Source organism: Streptomyces panaciradicis, from assembly GCF_023516615.1.
GTDB lineage: Bacteria > Actinomycetota > Actinomycetes > Streptomycetales > Streptomycetaceae > Streptomyces > Streptomyces panaciradicis.
This window is the reverse complement of sequence record NZ_JAMGBF010000027.1, coordinates 20,786-45,900: the sequence shown is the minus strand read 5'-3', so window position 1 is coordinate 45,900 and position 25,115 is coordinate 20,786. Positions and strand designations below refer to the sequence as shown.

Below are 25,115 nucleotides of genomic sequence, written 5' to 3'. Positions count from 1 at the left end.
GGTGCCGATTGCGGACGCCCGGACCGGGAACCCGGGAGGGGCCGTCCGCATCGACACGTCTGGAGAGCGCCATGAGTCTCTTGCGCATGACCGGCCGTCCCCTGCTCGCCTCGATGTTCGTGGCAGGCGGCCTGAACAGCCTGCGGGCCCCCGAGGAGGTCGCCCCGGCCGCCGAACCGGTGGTGCGGCCGGTCACGGAGCGTGTCTCGGCACTGCCGGACCGCACCGACCAGGTCGTACGGCTGAGCGGTGCCGTCCAGGTGGTGGGAGGCGTCCTGCTGGGGCTGGGCCGGCTGCCCCGGCTGTCCTCGCTGGCCCTCGCGGCCACGCTGGTGCCCACGACGCTGGCGGGCCACCGCTTCTGGGAGGCCGAGGACCCCGCCGACCGGGCGCAGCAGCGCATCCACTTCCTGAAGAACCTGTCCATGCTGGGCGGTCTGCTGATCGCCGCCGACGACACCGCCGGCGCCCCGTCCCTGCTGTGGCGCGGACGGCACGCCGCGCGGGACGTGCGCCGGGAAGCGCACCTGGTGCGGCGTACCGCCCGTGCCACCGCCCGTCCGGCGGCCGTCGCCGGCACTCTGCGGGCCAAGCTGCCCCGCTGACGGACGGAAGGCCCGGTCAGGCCCGGTCAGGCCCGCGCGAGTCCCACGCGAGAAGACATGGCCGGGAGCGTCAACAGGGCCGAACAGGACCGCTGTTGTCCGGTACGAGGCGTACGGCGTCCGGGGCGCACCGTGCGGAAGGGTGCGCCCCGGACGTCGTCAGGCGACGACCTCCTGCGCGTAGGGCACCAGTCGCACGGGACCCACCAGGCCGTGGTCCTGACGCGCCGTCGTGCCGAAGACCGCCGGCTGCGCCACGCGCAGCCGGTTGATCAGCGGGGTCGCGACCTCGACCTCGATGACGTTGTCACCGCCCCGCAGATACCGGCCGACGTCGACGACGGGGTGCAGCCGGTCGACCGGGGGCACGAGCGTGCCGTTCACGGTCACCCGGCAGGTGTCGCTGACCTGGCCGAGTTCCAGTACGGCGCCGTAGGACGAACTCCACCGCCGCGGCAGGGCGATCGTGGTGCGGTACCGGCCGATGCCCGCGGAGTCGGCCAGCTCGGGGATGCGCGACCAGGGGGCGAGCGCGTCCAGGGTCACCGTGCGCCGGACGTGTTCGGTGCGCGTCGGGGTGGAGCCGGGGGTCCAGTCGTCCACGTCCAGCTGCCAACGGCTCGGGACGATCGGGTCGGGAACGGCCGGAAGCGTGGTGGTGACCGTGCGCCCCTGGGACAGCCGCGTGGTGTACGTGCCCGCGGCGCCGGCCCGCACGGTCAGGCCGCGTTCGGTGAACAGCACGGTGTCGGCGTCGGAGGTGACGGCGTGCGGGCGGTCGCCGTCACGGTCGCCGAACAGGCCGGGCCGTCCGAGTGCCACGATCATCGTCTCGCCAGGCTGGAGCGTGACCCGCACGGTGACGTCGTCGCCGTCCTCGGTGTAGCGGGCCAGCCGCACGGCCTCGCCCGTCCACGCGTCGAGGAGGTACGGCACCGACTTCCTCCCCCGGGTGCGGCGCAGGGTCACGTCGTGGTCGATCGCGGCCACCGGCGGCTTGACGGTCTCGGCGTGCTTGCCGTTGCACAGGTAGTAGAAGTCCGCCTCCGCCGTGGCCCGGTGGGCGTTGAGGAGGGTGGAGGAGGTGGCGTACCGGACGTCGGGGCTGACGCCGAGCCCCGTGAGGGCGTCGCCGACCGCGGTCTTGTCCGTGATCCGGGTGACGTGCGGCACTGCCAGCAACGCGTCGATGACGTCTTGCAGTTGGGCCGTCTCTCCGTCGCCGGGGACGCCGGGGGTGAGGGCCTGGTCGAAGACGCCGAGCAGGACCATGGGCAGCCCCTGCCGGGCGAGGGCGAGCAGTTTGCGGGCGTCGGCGAGGGCGAGCGTGGGCGTGGAGCCGTAGAAGAAGTCGCCCTCGACGAACAGTGCCTTGTAGGCGGGGCCGTCCGGGGCGAGGCGGCCGTCGGCCACGGTGGCGCCGGGCAGGTCCAGCAGGGGGCCGCTGAGGAACTGGTGGGTCCAGCCCCGCGGGATGCCGGTCGAGGTGAACCAGGAGGCGCCGATGCCGGTGGCGGTGTAGCCGGTCTGCCGGAAGACGGCGACGTCCGCCCTGGCCGTGCCGGCCTGGAGCACGCGGTGCACGCGGCCGAGGTATCCGGAGATGTCCTCGATGTGCTTCCAGGTGGGCTGCCGGGGTCCCCACGACTCGCCGTAGCCTGGTGTGCCGTTGTAGGGGCTGAAGGCCGCGAAGCCGGGCCAGCTCACCTGCGGGGCGGTGGCGTAGGAGAAGCCGTGCACGACGGTCTGGTTCACGCCGGCCGCGTACGCGCCGCCCATGGTGCGCAGGAAGCGGTCCCAAGTCGTGCTGTAGGCCGAGCCGTTGTAGGCGCCCGCCTCGCAGGACAGCACGGTCCGTCCGGCCATGTCGCGGCCGCCGGCCAGGCAGCGGAAGTCGTCCAGGTTCTTGAAGCCGAGGGACTCTCCTTCGGGGATGTCCAGGAGCGCCGCCGACGCGATGGCGTCGGTCTGCAGGCCGTAGGGCTGCGACCGCAGGGTCATGTCCAGCGAGTGCGCCCAGTCCCGCAGGGCGCCCAGGTGGTGGCGGTTGAAGAGGCCGGAGACGGTCTCCCAGAAGTCGTGCCGGATCTGCCGCGTGAGCTGGGCGTCGAAGGCGAAGACCTGGTTGCTCTTGTCGAGGACGAGTGCCGGGAGGTACGGCAGCAGTGCTCGGCCGGTGTGCTCCTCGAAGGCGTCGGGCAGGCGCGAGGTCCAGGTCAGCCCGTCGGTCTCCAGTTCCACGGAGTCCTCGAAGAAGGAACCGCCCGCGGCCTTCAGGAGCAGCCGCAGGTCACGGTTCAGCATGTCGTCCCAGTGGCCGGTGACGGCGGCGGTGCCGGCCGGGCTGAAGTGGTCGACCACGTAGGCGGCGGGCGCGGTGTGCGGGCCGGACTCGGGCTGCTGGCCCGAGCCGCGCTGCCAGTAGGAGATCAGGACCCAGTCGCCGTCGGCGGGCGCCGTCCAGGTCAGGACGTCGTCGGCGACGGTCGCGGTGAGGTCTACGACCGTCGACGGGTCGAGGCCGGTCTCCTTGCGGGTGGAGTTCGCCGGCGCGACACGGGCGGCCTGGACGGCGAGGAGCCGCCGGCGCGTGACGCCGGAGGCGGGGGCGTGCGCGGGCGGCGGGACCGGGCCCCGGTAGGTCGCTCCGGCGGCCAACGACACGCGTCCGTAGGCGAGTTCCTGGGCGGCGGACTCGTCGTCGGGGGTGACGCCGGGGACGGCCACGGGCCAGCTCGGGCCCAGGGTGAGGTCGACGGTGAGGCCGCGTCGCGCGGCCCGGCGCAGCGCCGCCTCCACACCGTCGAGCCACGGTCTGCTGCCCCACCCGTGGTGCTCGGTGTCGAGGACGGACTTGTCCTTGATGCTGTGGTGCACCCCCGCGATCTCCACGCCGCCGAAGCCGGCGTCGGCGATCTGGTCGATCTCGCGGGCGATCTCGTCCGGGTCGACGAGGCCGTCCGGCCACCACCACCGGAACCGGGGGCGCACGGAACGCGCGGGCCGGGCGAACCAGTCGGCGTCCGGCCGCTGTTCGGCACCGGCGGGCAGCGCGGCCGCGGCGGGCGCCATGGTGCCGAGGGCGGCCACGGCCCCCACGGCGAGGCCCGTGGCGAGGACCGTACGGCGTGACATCCCGCCGCGCGAGACGAGTTCGTGCATGGCTGTGCCCCTGGAGTCGATGGATTGAATCGTTTCAAAGCGATGTAAACGCCGGAACGTTAGGTCGCTCGCTCGTCGAAGGTCAAGAGGTCGGCGGCAAGTGATCCCGAGCAGCGCGACCGGACACGTGCCGCGCGACCTGGGTTGCGGGCTACGCCCTGAGCCAGAACCCCGCGCGCCGGAGCCGGAGTTGCAGCAGCGCCGCGTCACCCCGCGTCCACCACCCGCGCGGCGCCGCACCGTTCACCCCGCCTTCACCAGGCCGACCTGCCCGACTCTCCCCTTTCACCTGGCGGAGGCACGGGCGGCCGCCGTGAAGCCGGGGACGACGACGGCCGCCCGTCACGCACGGCGGCTTTCGGGTCGGCCGCATCAGGGCGGGGCGGGAGGGCACGCGCCAACGAAACCGGTTACGCGCACGGGCGGTTGGGGATGGCCCGGTCACTGCCGGGGAGGTCGTCACGGCTCGTACGCGCGTTCCCTACGATGATCGGATGACGAGTGACACCGGCGTCGACGAAGACGTGCGCGCGGCCGTCGTGCCCGAGGCCACCGCGTGGGCCGAGCGGCTGCGGCGCTTCGGCTACCTGGCCCTACCCCGCACCGACATCCGCGAGCGTCTCGTGCCGCCCTTCCCCCGGCCGAGAGGGCGGGCGGGCGCCGCGGCGGGCTGGCTGGGGCCGGTCCTCGTCGCCGTCCTCGCCGGGGTGCTCCGCTTCTGGCGGCTCGGGCAGCCCCGGGCGGTCGTCTTCGACGAGACGTTCTACGCCAAGGACGCCTGGTCGATGCTGCGCTTCGGCTACGAGGGGACCTGGCCGGACCGCAAGGTCACCGATCCGCAGCTGCTGGCCCATCCCCAGGTGATCCCGCTCTCCGACACCCCCTCCTTCGTCGCGCACCCGCCGATGGGCAAGTGGGTGATCGCCCTCGGGGAGGAGCTGTTCGGGCTGGACCCGTTCGGCTGGCGGTTCATGACGGCGCTGCTCGGCACCCTGTCGGTGCTCATGCTGTGCCGCATCGGACGCCGGCTGTTCCGGTCGACGGCGCTGGGCTGTCTGGCCGGGGCGCTGATGGCCATCGACGGCCTGCACTTCGTGATGAGCCGTACCGCGCTGCTCGACATCGTCGTCATGTTCTTCGCGCTGGCCGCGTTCGGCTGTCTGCTGATCGACCGCGACCGGTCCCGGGCCCGGCTCGCGGCCGCGCTGCCGCCGCGCGCGGACGGTTCGGCCGGGCCCGACCACGACACGGGTACGTACACGCGCCTGGGGCTGCGCCCGTGGCGGCTCACGGCCGGTGTGTTCCTGGGGCTGGCGGCCGCCGGCAAGTGGAACGGCCTGTACTTCCTGGTGTTCTTCACCGCTCTGACCGTGCTGTGGGACGTCGGCGCACGCCGGGTCGCCGGCGCGGACCGCCCGTACGGCGCGGTGCTGCGCCGGGACCTCGGCTGGTCGGTGCTGTCTTTGATACCGGTCGCCGTGGTGACGTATCTGGCGACCTGGACGGGGTGGTTCCTGTCCGACAAGGGCTACGCCCGGCACTGGGCGGACGGCCGCGGCGGCCCCTGGTCGTGGGTCCCGGCCCCGCTGCGCAGCCTGTGGCACTACGAGTACCTGGTCTACCAGTTCAACGTGAACCTGCACTCGCCGCACAAGTACCAGTCGAATCCGTGGAGTTGGCTGGTCCTCGGCCGGCCCGTGTCGTTCTACTACGAGACACCGCAGCCCGGACGCGAGGGCTGTCACGGCACCTCCCCCTGTTCCCAGGAGATCCTCGCGCTGGGCACGCCGCTGCTGTGGTGGACGGCCTGCGCCGCGCTGGTCTACCTGCTCTTCCGGTGGGCGTTGCGCCGCGACTGGCGGGCGGGAGCCGTGCTGTGCGCGGTGGCGGCCGGCTATCTGCCGTGGTTCGGCTTCCAGGACCGGACGATCTTCTCCTTCTACGCCGTGGCGTTCGTGCCCTACCTGTGCCTGGCCGTCGCGATGCTGGTCGGCGCGCTGCTCGGGCCGCCGGGGGCGCGCGAGGGGCGGCGCGTGGTGGGCGCGGTGTCGGCGGGGGCCCTGGTGCTGCTCATCGCCTGGAGCTTCATCTACTTCTTCCCTCTGTACGCGGGCCGGGCGATCCCCTACGCCGACTGGCACGCGCGGATGTGGCTGGACACGTGGATCTGACGGCCGTATCGCACCTCACAGGGCGTCCAAGTCGCCTGTCGTGCGCCCGAGATACGTGACCGGGCCGGGGTCGGGCACCGCGATCTCGTGGAAGCCCATGCGGTCGTAGAAGGCCCGGGCCGGGGTGTTGGCCGTGACCATGGTGAGGTGGACCGCCGCCACGCCCCGGTCCCGCAGCGCATCGAGGAAGGCCCGCATCAGCGCACGGCCGTGGCCGCGCCCCTGCCAGTCGGGGAGCAGGTCGATGTGCAGGTGGGCCGGGTAGGCGGCCACTTCGGGGACGATCATCCGCTCGGGGTGGTGCAGCAGCAGGACGATCGCCTCGTCGGGGGTCTTCGGCGGCCCGGCGGGCTCCGGGTGGCGGTCCGCCACGAGGGGGAGCCACTTGGCGCGGAACTCCGCGACGAAGCGCGGGGTGTCGGCGGTGCCGAGGATGTAGCCGACCGCCTGCCCGTGCCCGTCGTCGAGGACGAACGCCAGCTCGGGTTCGAGATGGACGTACGGCGCCGCGAACGTCGCCGGGAAGATCGAGGGGTCCTCGTACACGCCCCGGCTGTCCTGGCCGACGTGGGCGGTGCGGACGCAGATGTCGTCGAGGGCAGCACGGTCCTCGGGCCGGTAGGGGCGGACGGTGGGAGTCGTCGAGGTCATCGCAGTATCCTGGCCTCTTGGGAGCGCTCCCACAAGCCCGTGGGAGCCGGATCTGTCCGCTCGGGCGTCACCGCCCCGGCCGACGCCTGCGCGCCGATCGGTCCCGCAGGCCGTCCACGGGGTGCCGCTCAGCCATGATCGTCGCCTCCGCGGGAACCACATTCCGGCCACGCCGACGTCCCCGCCCTCCCGGCTCCGGGGCGCCGGTCGCTCGAAAGGTCCCGCCGGACGCGCCGGGCAAGGCTGCCCGGGATGTGCGCGGGCGGCGGGAAAAGCCCTGGTCGGAGGCGCCCGGGAGGGTTTTCCGGGCGCCCGGCCCAGTCCCCCGTACCGCCTGTCTCCCTTCCGTCGCCGATTCCACACCGTCCGCCCGGGTGCGCCCGAGGCCCCTGGTGGCGCATTCTTGCTGTGTCATCCGCTGGGCGGCACGGACGAGGAAGGGCCGATGACTGGGAGCGCGGAGGACGCACAACAGACGTCCGGGCAGCTGGCCGCGCTGCTGATCGACGCCTCGGCAGAGGCGATCAGCGTGGCCGGCGGCCATTCCGGGGGCGTCTACCTGCGCTCCGGCACGCCCGGACTGCTCCGGCTGGCGGTCCTCGCCGGACTGCCCGGGCCGCTGTTCCGGCCCTGGTGGCGGATGCACGTCGACCGGCCGTTCCCGGTGGCCGACGCCTACCGGCTCGGCGTACAGGTCGTGCTGCCGAACGCCACCGAGACGATGCGCCGCTATCCGCAGTTCGCCGCGGGGCTGCCGTTCCAGTTCGGCTCACTGTACGTCCCGGTGGTGGGCGGGGGCATCACCTACGGTGTGCTGACCGTGCTGCGCCCCTCCGCCGCCGACGCCGCCGAGCTGATGCATCACCGCGACCGCATGATGACGCTGGCCGAGGAGCTGGGCGCGGCTCTGCTGCGGCTGGAGAAGAGCGGCGGCGGCCCGCCCCTGGCCTGGGACGGCGAACCCCTGAGCGCACGGCCGCCCGGCACCCGCCCCCCGGCCGGGCGGGCCGGGGGATTCGCCTGGGATCCGGTGACCGACGTGGTGACCGTCGACGAACGGCTGCCCGCGCTCCTCGGGGTGCCGGCCGAGGGATTCGTCTCCGGTGTGCACGCGCTCGCCGCGGCCGTGGCCCCGGCCGACCCGTCACAGGTGCTGGCCGCGCTGCGGGAGACGGCCGCCGGCAGACCGCCGCCGCTGCCGCTGTACGTGCGGGCCGAGGACGAGGCGCTGCGGCTGGTGGAGCTGTGGAGCCCGTACGCCGCGCCCTCCCTGCCCGGCCCACCGTCGGGCGCCCACCCCGTCCGGGGGTTCGTCGTCGATCCGGGCCCCGGAGCGGCGGCCGACGCGGCGGCCGACCTGCTGCCGGACGGCGTCCTGTGCCTGGACCGGCTGGGCGTGATCCACTACGCCAACCCGCGTGCCGCGCAGCTCCTGCAGCGCCCCCGGGCGGAGCTGCTCGGCCGCTCGCTGTGGGAGGGCGTGCCCTGGCTGAACCAGCCGACCTGCGAGGACCACCTGCGCGGTGCCCTGCTGTCGCCGGAGCCCGTGCGCTTCCACGTGGCCCGCCCGGCCGGCGGCGCCGGGCCACCGCAGCAGGGCGGGGCCGACGGGGCGCTGTACGAGGGCGCCTGGCTCGACGTGTGCGTCTTCCCGGGGCCCGACGTCCTGGCGTGCACCCTCCGCCCGGCGAGCCGGGTCGCCGAGGCCGCCGGGCTGCCTCCCCCGTCCGAGCCGGACGAGTCGGTCCCCGAGGCGGCGCCCCGCGCGGCGTCGCTGGCGCCGCTGTACCGGCCCATCGTGCTGGCCATCGCGCTCACCGAGGCGGTCACGGCGCGCCAGGTGGCGGCCGTGGTCATGCGGGAGCTGCTGCCCGCGTTCGGCGGCCGCCGCCTCGCCATCTACCTGCTGCAGGACCGGCATCTGTACCTCGCCTGGGAGTCCGGCTTCCCCAAGGGGTTCCTGACCCCCTTCGAGGGGGTGGGGCTGGACGCCCATCTGCCCGGTGTGGAGACGCTGACCAGCGGACGGCCGCTGTTCTTCGACTCGATGCAGCAGCTGACGGACGCCTACCCCGGCATCCCGCTGGACGCCACGCGCGGAGCGCGCGCCTTCCTGCCGCTGATCGCCTCCGGCCGGCCGGTGGGCTCCTGCATCCTGGGCTTCGACGTCCCGCGCACCTTCAGCACCGAGGAGCGGGCGGTGCTGACCGCGCTGGCCGGACTGATCGCCCACGCGATGGAGAAGGCGCAGCGCTACGAGAGCGAGGCCGCGCTGGCCCGCGGACTGCAGCAGGCCCTCCTGCCCCGCCGGCTGTCCGTCCACCCGCAGGTGGACACCGCCGGACGGTATCTGCCGGGCACCCAGGGCATGGAGGTGGGCGGCGACTGGTACGACGTCGTGGAGGCCGGTGACGGTCTGGCGCTGGTGATCGGCGACGTGCAGGGGCACGGGGTGTCGGCGGCGGCCACCATGGGGCAACTGCGCAGTGCGGTGCGGGCGTTCGCACTCGGCGACCGGCCGCCCGACGAGGTGCTGAGCGGCATCAACCACCTGCTCATCGACCTTGACCCGGGGCAGTTCGCGAGCTGCTGCTACATCCGGCTGGACCCGGTCTCGGGACGGGCCCGGGCCGCGAACGCGGGCCACCCGCCGCCGCTGCTGCGCCGCCCGGACGGTCACACGGAGGTCGTGGACCTGCCCGGCGGTGTCGTGCTCGGGGTGGACCCGCAGGCCCGCTACCCGGTCACCGAGCTGCTCATCGAGCCGGGCGCCGTGCTCGCGCTGTACACGGACGGGCTCGTGGAACGGCCCGGCGTGGACATCGACGACGGCATCACCGCCCTGCGTGTGGCCCTGGCGAGAGCGGGGGCCTCCGCCGCGCGTCCGGGCCGGCGGCCGCTCGCCGGGGTCGCCGACCGGCTCACCGCCAAGGCCCGGCACACCGCCGACCGGCCCGACGACATCGCCCTGCTCCTGGCCACGCGGCGGGTCGCGGCGCGCAACAGCCGACGCGGCGCCCATCCGCCGGCGCCGCCGAGCTGACGAACCCTCTCCGAGGATCACGGCGGCAGCCCGCACGGCACGCCGGTGAGACCGCTTTCCGCCGGAACGAGGCTTTGTCACCGTCTGTGACGCCTCTCGCCTCCTGGGGCCCGGCAGTGTAGACATGGGCACATGGTCCGACTTCCGGACCGCTCCGGGACCCGGTCCACCCGGCGTCCCGGCGGTCCCCGTGCCCGGCACGTGGCCGACCATGCCCGCACGACGCACAGACGGCGGACCCGGGGCGCGGCCCTCCGCCCGGGCGGGCGCACCGACCCCGAGGAGCCGCAGCGGACCGGCAGACTGCGGTCGGCGCTGACCGGGCGGAGCGTGGCCGGGCAGGTGTTCGTCCTGCAGGTCGTGATCGTGCTGCTGCTGGTGGTCGCCGCGGTGGTCTCGCTGTACCTGCAGGTACGGCACGACAGCACCCAGGAGGCCCGCAGACGGTCGGTCGCGGTCGCCCAGGCGTTCGCCAACGCGCCGGGCACCCGCGAGGCGCTGAGCAGCCCCCGGCCCACGGTGATCCTGCAGCCGCGGGCGGAGGCGGCCCGCAAGGCGACCGGCGTGGACTTCATCGTCGTCATGAACACCGACGGCATCCGCTACACCCACCCCAAGCCGAACCGGATCGGCAAGAAGTTCGTCGGCACCATCGGGCCCGCGCTGGCCGGCAAGACCGTGGTCGAGGAGATCAACGGCACGATCGGGCGGCTGGACCAGGCGGTCGTCCCGATCACCGCGCCCGACGGCAAGGTCGTGGGCCTGGTGTCGGCCGGCGTCACCACCCACAACATCGGCGGCGCCGCCAACCGGCAGCTGCCGCTCGTCCTGCTGGCCGCGGCCGTGGGCCTCGCGCTGGCCACGGGCGGCACGGCGCTGGTGAGCAGACGTCTGCTGCGGCAGACGCACGGGCTCGGGCCGCACGAGATGACCCGGATGTACGAACACCACGACGCGGTGCTGCACGCCGTGCGCGAGGGCGTGCTCATCGCCACGGGCGAGGGTCGGCTGCTGCTCGCCAACGACGAGGCGCACCGGCTGCTCGACCTGCCGGAGGACGCCGAGGGCCGGCACGTCCTGGAGCTGGGCCTGCCCGCGGACACCGCCGACCTGCTGGCCTCCGGCCGCGTCGCGACGGACGAGGTCCACCTGGTCAAGGACCGTTTGCTGGCGGTCAACCAGCGGCCCACCGACGTCCAGGGCGGCCCGCCCGGCAGTGTCGCCACCCTGCGCGACTCCACCGAGCTGCGCGCCCTGTCCGGCCGGGCGGAGGCGGCCCGCGAGCGCCTGGAGATGCTGTACGACGCCGGTGTGGGCATCGGCACCAGTCTGGACGTCACCCGCACCGCGCAGGAGCTGGCGGAGCTGGCCGTGCCCCGGTTCGCGGACTTCGCGACGGTCGACCTGTTCGACGCGGTGCTCGGCGGCGGCCAGCCGGAGGCGGTGACGCCGCTGCGCCGTACCGCGGTCAGCGGGATCCGGGAGGACGCGCCGCTGTATCCGGTGGGCCGGCAGATCAGGTTCGTCGACACCTCGCCGCAGGCCCGCAGCCTGCGCTCCGAGCAGCCCGTGCTGGAACCGGACCTCGACCTGGCGCCGGGCTGGCACGCCCAGGACCTGGAGCGGACCGCGCAGGTCGTGGAGTACGGCATCCACTCGCTGATCACGGTGCCGCTGCGGGCCGGGTCCCTGGTGCTGGGTGTGGTCAGCTTCTGGCGCTCGGAGAAGCCCGAGCCGTTCGATCCCGAGGAGCTGGCCCTGGCCGAGGAGCTGGTGGCCCGCGCCGCGGTCTCCATCGACAACGCGCGCCGCTACACGCGCGAGCACAGCATGGCCGTGACGCTGCAGCGCAGTCTGCTCCCGCGCCGGCTGCCCGAGCAGTCGGCGCTGGACATCGCCTACCGGTATCTGCCCGCGCAGGCCGGGGTGGGCGGCGACTGGTTCGACGTGCTGCCGCTGTCGGGCGCGCGGGTCGCGCTCGTCGTGGGCGACGTCGTGGGGCACGGGCTGCACGCCGCCGCCACGATGGGACGGCTGCGCACGGCGGTGCACAACTTCTCCGCGCTGGACCTGCCGCCCGACGAACTGATCGCGCTCCTGGACGAGCTGGTCGCCCGCATCGACCAGGACGAGGCGGCGCACGACGGCAGCTCCCCGGTGACCGGCGCGACCTGTCTGTACGCGATCTACGACCCGGTGGCCCGGACCTGCACGGTCGCCCGCGCGGGCCACCCGCCGCCGGCCGTGGTCCGGCCGGACGGCAGTGTCACGTTCCCCGACGTGCCCGCCGGTCCGCCGCTCGGGCTGAGCGGTCTGCCGTTCGAGACGGCCGAGCTGGAGCTGCAGGAGGGCAGCCGGCTGGTGCTGTACACCGACGGGCTGGTCGAGGACCGGGACCGGGACATCGACGAGGGGCTGGACCTGCTGCGGGACGCGCTGGAGCGGGCGGGCAAGTCGCCGGAGGAGACCTGCCGGTCCGTGCTCGAGACGCTGCTGCCGTCCAGGCCGAGCGACGACGTCGCGCTGATCGTCGCCCGGACCCGGGCCCTGCCCGCCGACCGCGTCGCCGAGTGGGACGTACCGCCGGATCCGGCGGCCGTCGCCGGGGTGCGGGCCGCGCTGATCCGGCAGCTGGAGCTGTGGGGGCTGGAGGAGCTGGGATTCGGCTCCGAGCTCATCCTGAGCGAGCTGGTGACCAACGCGATCCGCTACGGCGCCGATCCCATCCACGTCCGCGTGCTGTTCGACCGCACCCTGATCTGCGAGGTCTTCGACGGCAGCAGCACCTCGCCGCACCTGCGGTACGCGGCGATGACGGACGAGGGCGGCCGGGGGCTGTTCCTGGTGGCCCAGCTCGCCGAGCGCTGGGGCACGCGGTACACGCCGGCAGGCAAGGTCATCTGGGCCGAGCAGCCGCTGCCCTGACGGCACGGGCTTCGTCGTTCCCTACGAAGTTCTCCCCGTTTCCCGCGAACTTCTCCGCAGTGGGTGTCCCTCGCGGCCAGCTTCTGATAGGAAACCTTCCTATCAGAGTGAAGCACGGCCAACTCCCCACCCCCCACTCCCCTTTGGAGCACCCGTGACAGACGCTTCCGACTCCACCGCCGTCCACACCTCGCGCCGTACGCTCCTCGCCCTGTTCGGCGCCTCCCTGGCCGCGGCCCCGCTGCTGCTGCGCCCCTCCCACGCCTCGGCGGCCCCGGCGGCCGCGGGCTGCGTGGGGCTGGACGACCCCGCCAAGAAGGAGATCGCCATGCAGCTGGTGTCGAGCGCGGAGAACTCCTCGCTCGACTGGAAGGCGCAGTACAAGTACATCGAGGACATCGGCGACGGGCGCGGCTACACCGCCGGCATCATCGGCTTCTGCTCGGGCACCGGCGACATGCTCGACCTCGTCCAGCTCTACACCGACCGCAAGCCCGGCAACGTCCTGGCCAAGTACCTGCCCGCCCTGCGCGACGTGAACGGCTCCGACTCCCACGACGGCCTCGACCCGAACTTCCCCAAGGACTGGCGCAAGGCGGCCCAGGACAGCGCGTTCCAGCAGGCGCAGAACGACGAGCGGGACCGGGTGTACTTCAACCCGGCCGTCAAGCAGGGCAAGGCGGACGGGATCGGCACGCTGGGGCAGTTCGCGTACTACGACGCCATCGTCATGCACGGCGACGGCAACGACCCGACCAGCTTCCGCAACATACGCAAGCGCGCCCTGAACAAGGCGAAGCCGCCGGCGCAGGGCGGCGACGAGACGGCGTGGCTCAACGCCTTCCTGGACGCCCGGGTGTGGGCGATGAAGCAGGAGGAGGCCCACAGCGACACCACCCGGGTCGACACCGAGCAGCGCGTCTTCCTGCGCAAGGGCAACCTGTGCCTGAACACCCCGCTGGACTGGAAGGTCTACGGCGACAGCTACCACATCGGCTGACACCGCCGGAGGGACTCTGTGGGCTCATAAGCCCGGCTTATGAGCCCATAGACCGGACCCGCGTACCGACTTAGGCTTGCCTTAGCTTAGGCTTCCTGTTCGAGTCGATCTTTTCGCCGCTCGAAGGGAACCTGATCATGCCCCGCCCCCTGCGGGTAGCCATCGTCGGTGCCGGCCCCGCCGGGATCTACGCCGCCGACGCGTTGCTCAAGTCCGACGTGGCCGCCGAGCCCGGTGTGTCCATCGACCTCTTCGAGCGCATGCCCGCGCCGTTCGGGCTGATCCGCTACGGCGTCGCCCCCGACCACCCCCGCATCAAGGGCATCGTCACGGCCCTGCACCAGGTGCTCGACAAGCCGCAGATCCGGCTGTTCGGCAACGTCGACTACCCGAACGACATCAGCCTCGACGACCTGCGCGCCTTCTACGACGCCGTGATCTTCTCCACGGGCGCGACCGCCGACCGTGAGCTGCGCATCCCCGGCATCGACCTCGACGGCTCCCACGGCGCCGCCGACTTCGTGTCCTGGTACGACGGCCACCCGGACGTGCCGCGCACCTGGCCGCTGGAGGCCGAGAAGGTCGCCGTGCTCGGCGTCGGCAACGTCGCCCTCGACGTGGCCCGCATCCTCGCCAAGACGGCCGACGAGCTGCTGCCGACGGAGATCCCGCCGAACGTCTACGAGGGCCTGAAGGCCAACAAGGCGCTGGAGATCCACGTGTTCGGCCGCCGCGGCCCGGCGCAGGCGAAGTTCTCGCCGATGGAGCTGCGCGAACTCGACCACTCCCCCACCATCGAGGTCGTCGTCGACCCCGAGGACATCGACTACGACGCGGGCTCGATCGAGACCCGGCGCGGCAACAAGCAGGCCGACATGGTCGCCAAGACCCTGGAGAACTGGGCGATCCGCGACGTCGGTGACCGCCCGCACAAGCTGTTCCTGCACTTCTTCGAGTCGCCCGTCGAGGTCCTCGGCGAGGACGGCAAGGTCGTCGGGCTGCGCACCGAGCGCACCGCCCTGGACGGCACGGGCAACGTCAAGGGCACCGGCGAGTTCAAGGACTGGGACGTCACCGCCGTCTACCGCGCGGTCGGCTACCTGTCCGACAAACTCCCCAAGCTGCCCTGGGACATCGACTCGGGCACGGTCCCCGACCAGGGCGGCCGGGTCGTCCAGGAGTCCGGCGAGCACCTGCAGTCGACGTACGTCACCGGCTGGATCCGGCGCGGTCCGGTGGGCCTGATCGGCCACACCAAGGGCGACGCCAACGAGACGGTGGCCAACCTGCTGGCCGACTACGCGGGCGGGCGTCTGCAGACCCCCGCCGCGCCGGAGCCGGCGGCCGTGGACGCCTTCCTCGCCGACCGGAACGTCCGCTTCACCACCTGGGAGGGCTGGTACCGGCTGGACGCGGCGGAGAAGGCGCTGGGCGAGCCGCAGGGCCGCGAGCGCGTGAAGATCGTCGAGCGCGAGGACATGCTCCGCGAGAGCGGCGCCTGACCTCACGGAAGCCGGTGGGGCCACGCGGACGAACGGCGTGACTCCACCGGCTTCGGCGTGTCCGGTGTGTGAACCGGCCCGTTCGCCGCCCTCCGCGGAACCTCCGCCGCCGAGGGAGCGTTCATACCGGTGCGCGTACGACCACGGGGGCCGTACCGACACACGGGGGTGGGCGTGGCTCGGGTGCTGGTCATCGGCGGCGGGATCGCGGGCGCGGCGACGGCTCTGGCACTGCACAGGGCGGGGCTGGACGCCCGTGTCTACGAGGCGCACCCGGACTCGGCCGAGGACCTGGGCGCCTTCCTGACTTTGGCGAGCAACGGGATGCGCGCCCTGGCGGCGCTGGACGCCTCCGCCGCGGTCACCGCCCTCGGCTTCCCGCTGACCTCGATGCGGGTCCTGGACGGCGCCGGCACGCAGGTGGCGCAGGTGCCGCTCGGCGAGGCGGCCGACCCGCTGCTGCGCTACCGCTGCCTGCGCCGCGGCGACCTCGGCTCGGCGCTGCAGGCGGAGGCGGTGCGCCGCGGCGTCACCGTCCGGCACGGCGCTCGGCTGGCCTCCGTCGAGCAGGACACCAATGGCGTCACCGCCCGCTTCGCCGACGGCACTTCGGCGAGCGGCGACCTGCTGATCGGCGCCGACGGCCTGAACTCTGCCGTCCGCGCGGCCTTCGCGCCCGCCGTCCGGCCGCGCTACGCGGGCCAGCAGGTCTTCTACGGCTACGCGTCCGCGGTGGGGCTGCCCGCGGGGGACGCCTGCATCACGATGGTGCGCGGCAGCGCTGCGGCCTTCGGCTTCGCGGTCTCCCCCGAGGGCGAGACGTACTGGTTCGCGCGCGTGAGCGGCGACCCGCTGCCCGCCTCGGAGATCGGCGACGGCACCTCCGCCGGATGGCGCGAGACCCTCCTTCCGCTGCTGCGCGAGGACGACACCCCGGCGGCGGACATCGTCGCGGCCACCGGGGACGACGTCCTGGTCACCCGGGCGACCGAGATCCCGCCCGGCAGCCCCTGGCGCTCTGGCCGCGTGCTGCTCGTCGGCGACGCCGCGCACGCGGCCTCCCCGGCCACCGGCCAGGGCGCGTCCATGGCGCTGGAGGACGCGGTGGTCCTCGCCAAGTGCCTGCGCGACCTCCCCGGCACGGACGCGGCCCTCGCCCGCTACGAGGAGCTGCGCCGGCCGCGGGTGGAGCACAACATCACCGTCAGCGGCAACATCTCCCGAGGCGTGAGCTCCCCGTCCCCGGCCGGCACCGGCGCCGCGCCCTCACGCCCCGGCGAGGAGGAACTCGCGCGTCTGCTGGACTGGACGGCCGACCTGAGCGCACGGCCCTGAAATTCCCTCAGCCTGTTACCGTCCCCCGGTGTTCACCCTCACAGAACCCCCCTTCTTCACTCGTCTGCGCGAGGCGCGGCGCATCCTCGTCGCCGGCGCGGGCGGCGGATTCGACGTGTACGCCGGGCTACCGCTGGCCCTCGCGCTGCGGTCGGCGGGCAAGGAGGTCCATCTGGCCAACCTCTCCTTCGCCGACCTGTACGGCCTCGACCTGGACGTGTGGCTGGAGGCGGACGTGGCGGCCGTGCGGCCCGACACCCCGGCGCGCGGCGACTACTTCCCGGAACGCACCCTCGCGCGCTGGCTCGACGAGCAGGGGCTGCCGGCCACGGTGTACGCGTTCCCGCAGACGGGCGTGCAGCCGTTGCGCGCCGCCTACCGCGCGCTCGTGGAGCATCTGGGCGGAGTGGACGCCGTGGTGCTGGTGGACGGCGGCACCGACATCCTGATGCGGGGCGACGAGCACGGACTGGGCACGCCGGAGGAGGACATGGCGAGCCTGGCCGCCGTGCACGGCATGGACGAGATACCCCAACGGCTCGTGGCCTGCCTGGGGTTCGGGGTGGACGCCCACCACGGCGTCAACCACTCCCTGGTGCTGGAGAACCTGGCCGCGCTGGACCGCGACGGCGGCTATCTCGGCGCGTTCTCCCTGCCGCGCGAGAGCCGCGAAGGAGCGCTCTACCTCGACGCGGTGGCCCACGCCCAGCGCGCCACGCCCGCGTATCCGAGCATCGTCAACGGCTCGGTCGCGGCCGCCGTGCGCGGCGACTTCGGTGACGTCCGCTTCACGGAACGGACCAAGGACAGCGAGCTGTTCATCAATCCGCTGATGTCCGTGTACTTCTGTGCGGACGCCGTCGCCCTGGCCCGCCGCAACCTCTATCTCGACCGGCTGGAGAACACCGCGCTGATGCGTCAGATCAGCACCGCCGTCGCGGAGTTCCGCGACGGACTGGCGCGTCAGCGGCCACCGCGGGCCTATCCCCACTGACACGGCCGGGCAACCGGACGACGCGATTTCGGTGAACCGACCACACACTTCCGCCCCGTCGCATACGCTCCAGATTCTTCACGAAACATGCACACAGGGGGGGACTTCTCCATGCGTATACGTCTTGTCGCCGCGACCGCCACCGCCGCGGGCACGCTCGCCGTTCTGGCCGCCGTCCCGGCGCACGCCACCGAGTACCAGTCCGCGCTGAAGATCAAGGGCGTCCAGTACGACGCGCCCGGCCGGGACTCCAACAGCTGCTCCACCGGCAACACGGACGAGGAGTACCTGACGCTGAAGAACTACTCGTCCCGCACGACCGTGAACCTCAAGGGGTACGTGGTCAAGGACAAGGCGGGCAACAAGTTCACCTTCACCCGCAACCACTACCTCCAGCCGGGCGACTACGTGAAGCTCCGGGGCGGCCACGGCACCGACTCGGACGCGCGCAACGTCGTGTACCGCAACAACTGCAACTTCATGTGGAACAACGACAAGGACACGATCTACGTGTACAAGCCCTCGGGCAGCGGTGCCGATTCGCACGCGTACACCAAGAGCGGCAACGACGGCGACGGCAACGGGTACATCACGTTCCACGGGTGACGGTGGAGGAGCGGGCGAGGAGCACCCGCCCGCTCGCGCCGGCGAACAGCAGCCCGGCGACCATGCAGACGAGCGCTGCCGCGGGACCGGAGGACCAGTCGACGCTCGTGGCCCGGCAGGCCAGGACGAGCGTCAGGGCGGCCCCGGTCCCCGGCAGGGCGAGCAGGGCCGGGCGGGTGCGGTCGAGGTCGTCCTCCGCGAGGGCGCCCAGCACCCCGACGCCGAGGGCGAGAGCCCACACGCCGAGGGCCTGGGCGTCGAGGCGGTTCGTGCTCCAGGGGACGAAGCCGGACCAGAAGCCGGGGCGGGTCAGCAGGCCCGCCCCGATACCCAGCCAGGACGAACCGAGCACGGCGAGCGCCGGTTTCGACCAGCCGGGCAGCGGGGCGGTGCGCGCGGGCAGCGGCGTCGCGGGGGCCAGGTGCTGCCACGCGAGCAGGGCGACGGCGGCGACCGCCAGGACTCCCGTCGTCAGCAGCCAGCCCACGCTGAACAGGACGGGGACGATGGACCCGCCCTGGGCGATGAAGAGGTCGCCGGCGTGCAGGACGCTGACCCCGAACAGGCCGACCAGCACGACCGCCAGTGGATACAGCAGGGTTCGCGCCTCCTGCCACCGGCGGGCCCGGTGGACCGTGAACAGCGCCGGGGCGGTGCCGAGCATGGCGGCGCCGACGAGCCCCTGGCTGAGCGAGTCCGGCGAGGGCCAGGCGCCGAAGACGTGCCCGGTGAGGTTCACCACCGTCAGCACTCCCCCCACCGGAAGGCTGATCACCGCGACCGCGGTGGCCAGCATCGCCGTCCCGGCCGTGAGCGGGCGCCCGCCGGACGTGTCCGCGACGGCGGCAGGTGCGGCCGACTCGGGAACCTCGGACGTGGGGGACATGGCCTTTCCCTTTCCCGGGCGGGAGATGACACGGAGGCGAACTAGGCGACGGGGGACGTGACGTCGACGGCGGGGGCGCGTCCGGACGGCACCGCGCGCTTGAGCACTTCGCGGGCGTACAGGACGCGCAGACTGACCACGGCGGTCGCGGCGAACGCCAGCATTCCGCAGCCGACGGCGACCCCCGCGGACAGCGCGGTGCCCCGGTCGAGGTCCAGGCCGCGCTGCAGCACCGAGACGGCGCCCACGGACAGCACGGGCGCCAGGGCGAGGCCCGTCAGATGCAGCCGCCACTCCTCACGGGCCCAGCCGCGCCCCTCCCGGCCCGCCCGCCGGGCGCCGTACGCCATCACCGCGTAGGCGACGGCGTACGGCAGGAGATAGGCGACCAGCAGACGGTCGCCCCGCGCGCCGAGGTCCAGGTAGGCGCGGACGATCCACACCAGGGCCGCCGCGCCCGCGAGTTGGGCGGCGACCAGGACGCGCAGCGGCGCCCAGGAGCCCGTCACCCCGCGCACCTCGCCCCGCCGGTCCAGGGCGCGCGAGGCGATCAGCGCGCCGAACACCACCAGCGAGCCGAGGTGCTGGATGGCGACCAGGTTGATCTCCGTCATGGGCAGGCCCGGCAGCAGCCAGGGCAGGGCGCCCCACTCCAGGCGCAGCAGCGGGGCGGTCAGCAGGTAGCCGTAGCACAGCAGCATCCAGCGCTGGTGCAGGTCGGGGTGGCCGCCGACGGCGGCGAGGACGCCGAAGGTCACGCTGAGCACGGTGCCGGCCAGGATGGTGGCGAGCACGATCCAGAACGCCGCCCCGCTGAAGGCGTCCTCGGGCGCGGTACGCGCCAGGTACAGGGCGGCGCCGGCCATCGAGGCGTACACGGTGACGGCGAAGACCACGCCGAGGACGCGGTGCAGCCGGGTGCGCCGGCGCGACGCCGTCAGCAGCTGCGCGGGACCGAGGAGCATCAGCGCCCCGCCGAGCACGGAGTGCACGATCATCGGTACGAGGCTGTGCCGGTACGGCCCGATCCGGGTCGCCAGCGCGTCGGCGACGTAGCGCGGGGAGACCGCGCGGCCCAGCAGCCACTCGCCGAACGCGGGTGCTCCCGGGCGGGCGTAGGGCCACAGCTCGGTCATCGCGATCGGCGCGTACGCCACGCACAGGACCGTCACGGCGACGGCGGCGCCCCGCCGCCAACCGCCCTTCGTCACACGACGCACGACGACCCCCTGCCGGGGCGGCACTCCGGCCGCTCGATAGTCTCTTCTGGACTATCGAGACGGTAGGGCCGGACCGCGGCCGCGGTCAACGGTCCGTCGTGCGTTCCCCGCGTCGCTCCACCCACTGCCAGAAGTCGACCATCATCCGCTCGTAGCGGATCCCGAACTCCAGGGCCTCGCGCTGCCCCGGCGTCAGCAACTCACCGACGTCGTCGGCGAGTTCCTCGTACTCCCCCAGGGTGCGGACGTGCTCCTCCAGCTGGGTCGGGGCGAGCAGTTCGGGGCGGCCGCCGAACCAGAGCTTGAGGATGCCGCGCTCGCGGGCCTCGACGGGCACGAACTCCGGGTCGTCGAGCCACCGCCGCAGGGCGGCGCGGCCGGCCTCGGTGAGGGTCAGCACGCGCCGGTTGCGGCCGCTCTCCTGCCGCACCTGGGACAGCAGTCCGGCGTCGAGGAGGCGGTCGCACTGGGCGTAGACCTGCGCGTGCGGCACCGTCCAGAAGGGGGCCACGGTCCGGGCCGCCTCCACCTTCACGTCGTACGGGCTGGCCTCGCCCAGCTTGTCGATGACGCCGAGCACGAGGTACGAGGAGGTCGTCAACCGGGGGTCAGACATGGGGCGACCGTATCGCCCCCTTCGGTCAGCGTGCCGCGAGGTCGCGCCTGGCCACGAGGGCGAGGGCGACGACGAGCAGGGTGAGCGCGGCCGTCTGCGCGAGCGCGCCGCCGACGAAGGCGACGGGCAGGGGAACGCCGAGCCACGGGAACAGGGCGGCCACCCTGAGCGCCAGCAGCAGCAGGCCGAGCGCGGCGAGGGCCACGGCGCCGGAGCCGGTGCTCGCCGCGTCGGCGCGGCGGGCCCGCAGCAGCAGCCAGCCCAGCGCGCCGAGGACGAAGCAGGTGGCCGGGGCCCAGGCCGCGTCGGCCAGCGCGGGCAGCAGCACGAGCGATCCGCCCATCACCACGCAGCAGGCCGTGTAGAGCAGGCCGGGGGTACCCGCGGGCAGGGCGGCCGGCGGGGCGTCCCGGTGGAACGCGGCGCACAGGGCGACCGCCGGCAGCCAGGCCAGCAGCGCGCCGGCGACGGCGAACCACGGTTCCGACGGCGCCCATGCGCTCACGAGGGGCTCGAGAAGCGGCCACAGGGTGGGCAGCGCGGCGAGCAGCACGGCGGTGCGGGCAAGGCGCCGGCGGTCGTGGACGAGCGCGAAGAAGCCGACCGTCCACAGCAGGGGCAGCACCCACTGCGCGACCGCGACCGCGCCCAGCGGCGCTCCGCGACCGGTGAATCCCGACAGGAACATGTCCCATTGGCGCGCGCCGTGCGTCGAGGCCCAGGTCAAGTTCATGATCCGGTCGACGACGACGGCGGCCGCCTGCAGCAGGACGCCGAACAGCGCGAAGTGGCGCACGGCCGAGCCGAGCAGGGCGTACGGCCGCGGCGCGCCGGCGGCGGCCAGTCTGCTGCGCACGGCCAGGGCGGCCACGCTCGCGATCTCGCCGAGGGTGGGCCTGCTCTGGTCCTGCGTGTCGCGGTCGACGTCCCACAGGAAGACCTCGACCATCTCCTCCTCGCGCTCCTCGCGGTAGTAGGCGGGAAGCAGGCGCAGCACGGCGCGGTAGCGGGTTTCGAGCAGGGTCGTCACGCCATGCCTCCTGCGAGTCCGGGACCGGTGGAGGGGTTCGCGGCCGGGTTCACCGGCTGCGCGGGGGCCTTGCGGCCCTCGGCGATGCGCTGCCTGGCGGCGCTCGCTCCGGCGGCCATCCGCTCCGCCTCCGCGGCCAGGGCCCGTGTCCCGTCGTCGGTGACGCGGTAGTACCGCCGGAGCCGGCCGTCGTGGACCTCCTCGCGGTCCGGTGCGATCAGCCCGTCGGCGGTGAGCCGGTCGAGCACGCCGTACAGGGTGCCGACGCGCAACTGCACGTCGCCGCCGGACAGTTCCTCGACCTCGCGCAGGATGCCGTAGCCGTGCCGGGGCTGGTCGGCCAGGGCGGTGAGGACGAAGAACGCCGCCTGGGTCATGTTCCTCGATGCCATACGGCCATGATATCTCGCCTTCCGATATATAGCGCGGCGGCGAGCATGGCGGCGTGTCGGGGTGGCGGGTGCGGAGGCGAGTCGCGGCAACGGCGCGTGCGGAACAGGACCCGCCCCTAAGCGGATGGTGGGCGGGTCCTGTTCGCGGCGCCATTGTGGCCGGGCCGGTGCCGCCGGGGGACGTGTGAAGCACCGGGGCCTGACGTGGACCGCGCGCACCCCGAGTGCGCGGCCCGCGTCCCGAGTGCCCGACCCCGCATGATCTCGGCCGAGCGGCGCAGAGATACTGGTGTCCGCACATGCCCCCGCCCTCAGATGGACTCATGCGCACTTCCCCGACCGCACGCCCGACCCCCTCGACCACCCTGTGGCTGGCCCGTGGCCGGCACACCGGCCCCGACGCGGCAGACGTCGTACGCCGCACCCTCCAGCGGCTCAAGAGCGACGAGGTCCTCGACGACCACATGGAGGTGCCCCAGGCCGACGGCGAGGCGCGGCAGGTCTTCGAGGCACGCTGGAAGGTCGCCGGGACGGTGACCGTGCGCGCCCGGCTGACGCTGGCCCCGCCCGCCGAGGACGGGCGCGACTGGGTGCTGGCGGCGGAGGCGGAAGCCGCCTGGGACCAGGGCTGGCCCTCGCCCGCCACGATGTTCTGGCCCGACGACCCGGACGTCGCCTGGGACCACGAGCCCGGCACCGGAGTGCGTTTCCGCGAGGCGACCCATCTGCCGGCGGACGACGACAAGGAGATCCGGCGGCTGCTGAGGAGCGCGGTGCGCGGCGGCTGGAGCGTGAACTTCGTCGTGCACGAGGCGATGACGCCCGACGAGCGCGGCCGGCGTCCGCTCGGCACCTTCCTGCCGCCGGGTCTGCGCCACCGGGTCGTGGAGCATCGCGCCGCACCGGAGCAGCTGCGCATCGTCAACCGCGCGCTGCGCGAGTTCGGTGTGCAGGTCCCGCGCGGCGGTGCCGTCGTGCTGCCGCCGGACCCCGCGCCCGAGGGTTTCGAGGCGGACGACTTCTCGATCCGTACCGTCTTCCTCGACGGCTCGCGCCCGGACGAGCTCGTCGACGCGCTGATCCGTTACGCCGCGCTGCCCCAGCCGCTGCCGCAGGACGCGGAGCGGGCCGTCGCCGAACTGCGCGACGAGTGGCGGCTGATGACGCTGGAGGAGCAGCTCGACCACGAGCGCAGGCTCGTCGCCATGTACGCGGAGGCACTGGAGGCCATGACGAAGTCGCGGGACCTGTACCGCGAGGCCGCCGAGCGCGCGCACGAGGCGCTGGCCGTCTACCGGGAGGCCGGTGTCGAGATCCCCGCACAGCCGCAGCCTCCCGCGACCCCGCCGGCCGGCTCCCCCCTGCAGCAGCTCACCCGGACCTTCGAGCGCCTGAAGTTCTCGGCCAAGGCACTGCGGCCCGCGGCCGGCGGCGACCGCGAGGCCGGGGACCCTGCCGGGGACGGCACGGACGAGCGTCCCCGGCCCACGGACGGCTGACCCGCGTCACCTCCCGGGACGCACGTGTCAGGCGGCGCAGGCTGGACCCGGGAGGCGGCCCGGGCCGGCGCCGCCGCGGTCCGGGTCTCGTACGACACCGAGGACCACGACGTCACGCTCACCGAGACGCATCCCGGCGCCTACGTCCCCGAGAAGGCCAACGGCGGCCACCCGGCGAGCCGCGAACACGGCGTCCCCGAGGGCGCGTTCGGCTCCTCGGTCGTCCGCGTCGACGTCCGCTACCGGGTGCCGCCGCTGCACAACCACCCCATGGAGCCGCACACGAGCACCGCCCTGTGGGACGGTGAGCGGCTGACCGTGCACACCTCCAGTCAGGGCTCGAACGTCGTCCGTGCCACGCTGGCCGCCCTCTTCGGCCTTCCCGAGGAGCGGGTCACCGTCGTCGCCGAGCACGTGGGCGGCGGTTTCGGCTCCAAGGGCACTCCGCGCCCCGACGTGGTGCTCGCCGCGGCACGGCGGACCGGCCGCCCGGTCACCGTGGCCCTGCCGCGCCGGTACCTGCCGGCCGTGGTCGGGCACCGGGCTCCCACGCTGCAACCGGCTGCGCCTCGGCGCGCGCCGACGGCCGGCTCACCTCCCTGATCCACGAGGTCACCACGCACACCTCCCGGGTCAAGGAGTTCGTCGAGCAGGCGGCCGTGCCCGCACGGATCATGTACGCCGCGCCGGACAGCCGCACCCTGCACCGCGTGGCGCCCCTGGACGTGCCCACGCCGTCGTGGATGCGGGCGCCGGGCGAGGCCCCCGGGATGTACGCGCTGGAGTCCGCCATGGACGAGCTGGCGTCCGAACTCGGCATGGACCCGGTGGAGTTGCGGATCGTCAACAAGCCGGAGACCGAACCGGACAGCGGCAAGCCGTTCAGCAGCAGGCATCTCGTCGAGTGTCTGCGCGAGGGCGCCCGCCGCTTCGACTGGGCGCGCCGCGACCCTCGCCCGCGCTCCCGCCGCGCGGGTCCGCTGCTCCTCGGCACGGGCGTGGCCGCCGCCGTCTACCCGGTCCTCACGCAGCCGTCCACGGCGGCGGCCAGGGCACTGCCCGACGGGACGTTCCGGTGCGGATCAACGCCACCGACATCGGCACCGGCTCGCGCACGATGCTCGCGCAGGTCGCGGCCGACGCTCGCATGACGATGGGCCTGGGCATGGCGCTGACCGAGGGCAGCACCGTGGACGCGGCCTTCGGCGACTTCACCGAGTCCGACCTGGCGTCGTACCACGTGCCCGCGCACGCCGACGTGCCCGACATCGAGGCGCACTGGATCGACGAGGACGATCCCCACCTCAACCCCATGGGGAGCAAGGGCATCGGGGAGATCGGCATCGTCGGAACGGCCGCCGCCATCGGCAACGCCGTCCATCACGCCACGGGTGTGCGGCTGCGCGAACTGCCGCTCACACCGGACCGGGTGCTGCGCGCGGCCGCGTCGGGCCGGCCGTGGTCGGCCGGTCCGGCGC

At 73.6% G+C, this 25,115-nt stretch carries 17 protein-coding genes and 1 pseudogene; 11 read left to right on the top strand and 7 right to left on the bottom strand.

From position 1 onward, the window contains the following. Window positions 1-71 precede the first annotated feature (71 nt). Window positions 72-605 carry a DoxX family membrane protein gene (locus M8J74_RS12095; protein ID WP_249836369.1) on the top strand — a complete coding sequence of 178 codons (534 nt, stop codon included), beginning with the start codon at window positions 72-74 and terminating at the stop codon, window positions 603-605. A gap of 159 nt (window positions 606-764) precedes the next feature. Here the strand turns inward: M8J74_RS12095 and M8J74_RS12090 are convergent, their stop codons facing one another. Further along, window positions 765-3,767: a glycosyl hydrolase gene (locus tag M8J74_RS12090; RefSeq protein WP_249836368.1), complete on the bottom strand. Its 3,003-nt coding sequence runs from the start codon at window positions 3,765-3,767 to the stop codon at window positions 765-767. Between the two features lie 494 nt (window positions 3,768-4,261). Here M8J74_RS12090 and M8J74_RS12085 point away from each other — a divergent pair, with 494 nt between their 5' ends. Next, window positions 4,262-5,938 carry a dolichyl-phosphate-mannose--protein mannosyltransferase gene (locus tag M8J74_RS12085; protein WP_249836367.1) on the top strand — a complete coding sequence of 559 codons (1,677 nt, stop codon included), beginning with the start codon at window positions 4,262-4,264 and terminating at the stop codon, window positions 5,936-5,938. Between the two features lie 15 nt (window positions 5,939-5,953). On the opposite strand, the gene M8J74_RS12080 is transcribed toward M8J74_RS12085, so the two are convergent. Next, entirely contained in the window at window positions 5,954-6,589 is a 636-nt protein-coding gene (locus M8J74_RS12080) for a GNAT family N-acetyltransferase (protein ID WP_249836366.1), read from the bottom strand. A gap of 445 nt (window positions 6,590-7,034) precedes the next feature. Here M8J74_RS12080 and M8J74_RS12075 point away from each other — a divergent pair, with 445 nt between their 5' ends. From M8J74_RS12075 to M8J74_RS12045, 7 genes are all read left to right on the top strand, one after another. Further along, a complete protein-coding gene (locus M8J74_RS12075) occupies window positions 7,035-9,632 on the top strand; it encodes a SpoIIE family protein phosphatase (protein ID WP_249836365.1) in 2,598 nt (865 codons plus the stop codon). Window positions 9,633-9,764: 132 nt separating this feature from the next. Continuing rightward, window positions 9,765-12,557 (top strand): SpoIIE family protein phosphatase, encoded by a 2,793-nt coding sequence (locus M8J74_RS12070; protein WP_249836364.1) that lies wholly within the window; start codon window positions 9,765-9,767, stop codon window positions 12,555-12,557. A 154-nt stretch (window positions 12,558-12,711) separates the two neighbouring features. Then, window positions 12,712-13,557: a chitosanase gene (locus M8J74_RS12065; RefSeq protein ID WP_249836363.1), complete on the top strand. Its 846-nt coding sequence runs from the start codon at window positions 12,712-12,714 to the stop codon at window positions 13,555-13,557. Window positions 13,558-13,694: 137 nt separating this feature from the next. Next, window positions 13,695-15,059, top strand: a complete 1,365-nt coding sequence (locus M8J74_RS12060; RefSeq protein ID WP_249836362.1) for an FAD-dependent oxidoreductase — start codon at window positions 13,695-13,697, stop codon at window positions 15,057-15,059. 174 nt (window positions 15,060-15,233) lie between these two features. Further along, a complete protein-coding gene (locus M8J74_RS12055; RefSeq protein ID WP_249836361.1) occupies window positions 15,234-16,394 on the top strand; it encodes an FAD-dependent oxidoreductase in 1,161 nt (386 codons plus the stop codon). Window positions 16,395-16,422: 28 nt separating this feature from the next. Further along, the gene (locus tag M8J74_RS12050) at window positions 16,423-17,388 is read left to right on the top strand and encodes a DUF1152 domain-containing protein (RefSeq protein WP_249836360.1); all 966 of its coding nucleotides are present in this window, start codon (window positions 16,423-16,425) and stop codon (window positions 17,386-17,388) included. Window positions 17,389-17,499: 111 nt separating this feature from the next. Next, the gene (locus tag M8J74_RS12045; RefSeq protein WP_249836359.1) at window positions 17,500-17,994 is read left to right on the top strand and encodes a lamin tail domain-containing protein; all 495 of its coding nucleotides are present in this window, start codon (window positions 17,500-17,502) and stop codon (window positions 17,992-17,994) included. Here M8J74_RS12045 and M8J74_RS12040 read toward each other — a convergent pair. The 5 genes from M8J74_RS12040 to M8J74_RS12020 all read right to left on the bottom strand — a co-directional run bounded on the left by M8J74_RS12040 (window position 17,978) and on the right by M8J74_RS12020 (window position 22,123). After that, window positions 17,978-18,880: a hypothetical protein gene (locus M8J74_RS12040; protein ID WP_249836358.1), complete on the bottom strand. Its 903-nt coding sequence runs from the start codon at window positions 18,878-18,880 to the stop codon at window positions 17,978-17,980. The genes M8J74_RS12045 and M8J74_RS12040 overlap by 17 nt on opposite strands. 41 nt (window positions 18,881-18,921) lie before the next feature. Next, complete coding sequence (locus tag M8J74_RS12035; protein WP_249836357.1) at window positions 18,922-20,100, bottom strand: DUF2306 domain-containing protein; 1,179 nt, start codon at window positions 20,098-20,100, stop codon at window positions 18,922-18,924. Between the two features lie 85 nt (window positions 20,101-20,185). Continuing rightward, complete coding sequence (locus M8J74_RS12030; RefSeq protein ID WP_249836356.1) at window positions 20,186-20,716, bottom strand: PadR family transcriptional regulator; 531 nt, start codon at window positions 20,714-20,716, stop codon at window positions 20,186-20,188. A gap of 25 nt (window positions 20,717-20,741) precedes the next feature. Continuing rightward, on the bottom strand, window positions 20,742-21,746 hold the full coding sequence (locus M8J74_RS12025) for a hypothetical protein (protein ID WP_249836355.1): 1,005 nt from the start codon (window positions 21,744-21,746) through the stop codon (window positions 20,742-20,744). Further along, a complete protein-coding gene (locus M8J74_RS12020; RefSeq protein ID WP_249836426.1) occupies window positions 21,743-22,123 on the bottom strand; it encodes a PadR family transcriptional regulator in 381 nt (126 codons plus the stop codon). Before M8J74_RS12020 ends, M8J74_RS12025 begins: the two co-directional genes overlap by 4 nt. Before the next feature lie 338 nt (window positions 22,124-22,461). Between M8J74_RS12020 and M8J74_RS12015 the strand changes: the two genes are divergently transcribed. Beyond that, on the top strand, window positions 22,462-23,637 hold the full coding sequence (locus M8J74_RS12015) for a hypothetical protein (RefSeq protein ID WP_249836354.1): 1,176 nt from the start codon (window positions 22,462-22,464) through the stop codon (window positions 23,635-23,637). A gap of 45 nt (window positions 23,638-23,682) precedes the next feature. Then, window positions 23,683-25,087, top strand: a pseudogene (locus M8J74_RS12010) (xanthine dehydrogenase family protein molybdopterin-binding subunit); the annotation flags it as partial. Window positions 25,088-25,115 lie beyond the last annotated feature (28 nt).

Excerpts from the sequence above, each read along its gene's own strand:
- M8J74_RS12070 (WP_249836364.1), top strand. The coding sequence starts at position 9,765 with ATGGTCCGACTTCCGGACCGCTCCGGGACCCGGTCCACCCGGCGTCCC.
- M8J74_RS12040 (WP_249836358.1), bottom strand. The coding sequence starts at position 18,880 with ATGTCCCCCACGTCCGAGGTTCCCGAGTCGGCCGCACCTGCCGCCGTC.
- M8J74_RS12045 (WP_249836359.1), top strand. The coding sequence starts at position 17,500 with ATGCGTATACGTCTTGTCGCCGCGACCGCCACCGCCGCGGGCACGCTC.
- M8J74_RS12090 (WP_249836368.1), bottom strand. The coding sequence starts at position 3,767 with ATGCACGAACTCGTCTCGCGCGGCGGGATGTCACGCCGTACGGTCCTC.
- M8J74_RS12060 (WP_249836362.1), top strand. The coding sequence starts at position 13,695 with ATGCCCCGCCCCCTGCGGGTAGCCATCGTCGGTGCCGGCCCCGCCGGG.
- M8J74_RS12030 (WP_249836356.1), bottom strand. The coding sequence starts at position 20,716 with ATGTCTGACCCCCGGTTGACGACCTCCTCGTACCTCGTGCTCGGCGTC.
- M8J74_RS12095 (WP_249836369.1), top strand. The coding sequence starts at position 72 with ATGAGTCTCTTGCGCATGACCGGCCGTCCCCTGCTCGCCTCGATGTTC.
- M8J74_RS12080 (WP_249836366.1), bottom strand. The coding sequence starts at position 6,589 with ATGACCTCGACGACTCCCACCGTCCGCCCCTACCGGCCCGAGGACCGT.
- M8J74_RS12015 (WP_249836354.1), top strand. The coding sequence starts at position 22,462 with ATGCGCACTTCCCCGACCGCACGCCCGACCCCCTCGACCACCCTGTGG.
- M8J74_RS12020 (WP_249836426.1), bottom strand. The coding sequence starts at position 22,123 with ATGACCCAGGCGGCGTTCTTCGTCCTCACCGCCCTGGCCGACCAGCCC.
- M8J74_RS12075 (WP_249836365.1), top strand. The coding sequence starts at position 7,035 with ATGACTGGGAGCGCGGAGGACGCACAACAGACGTCCGGGCAGCTGGCC.
- M8J74_RS12085 (WP_249836367.1), top strand. The coding sequence starts at position 4,262 with ATGACGAGTGACACCGGCGTCGACGAAGACGTGCGCGCGGCCGTCGTG.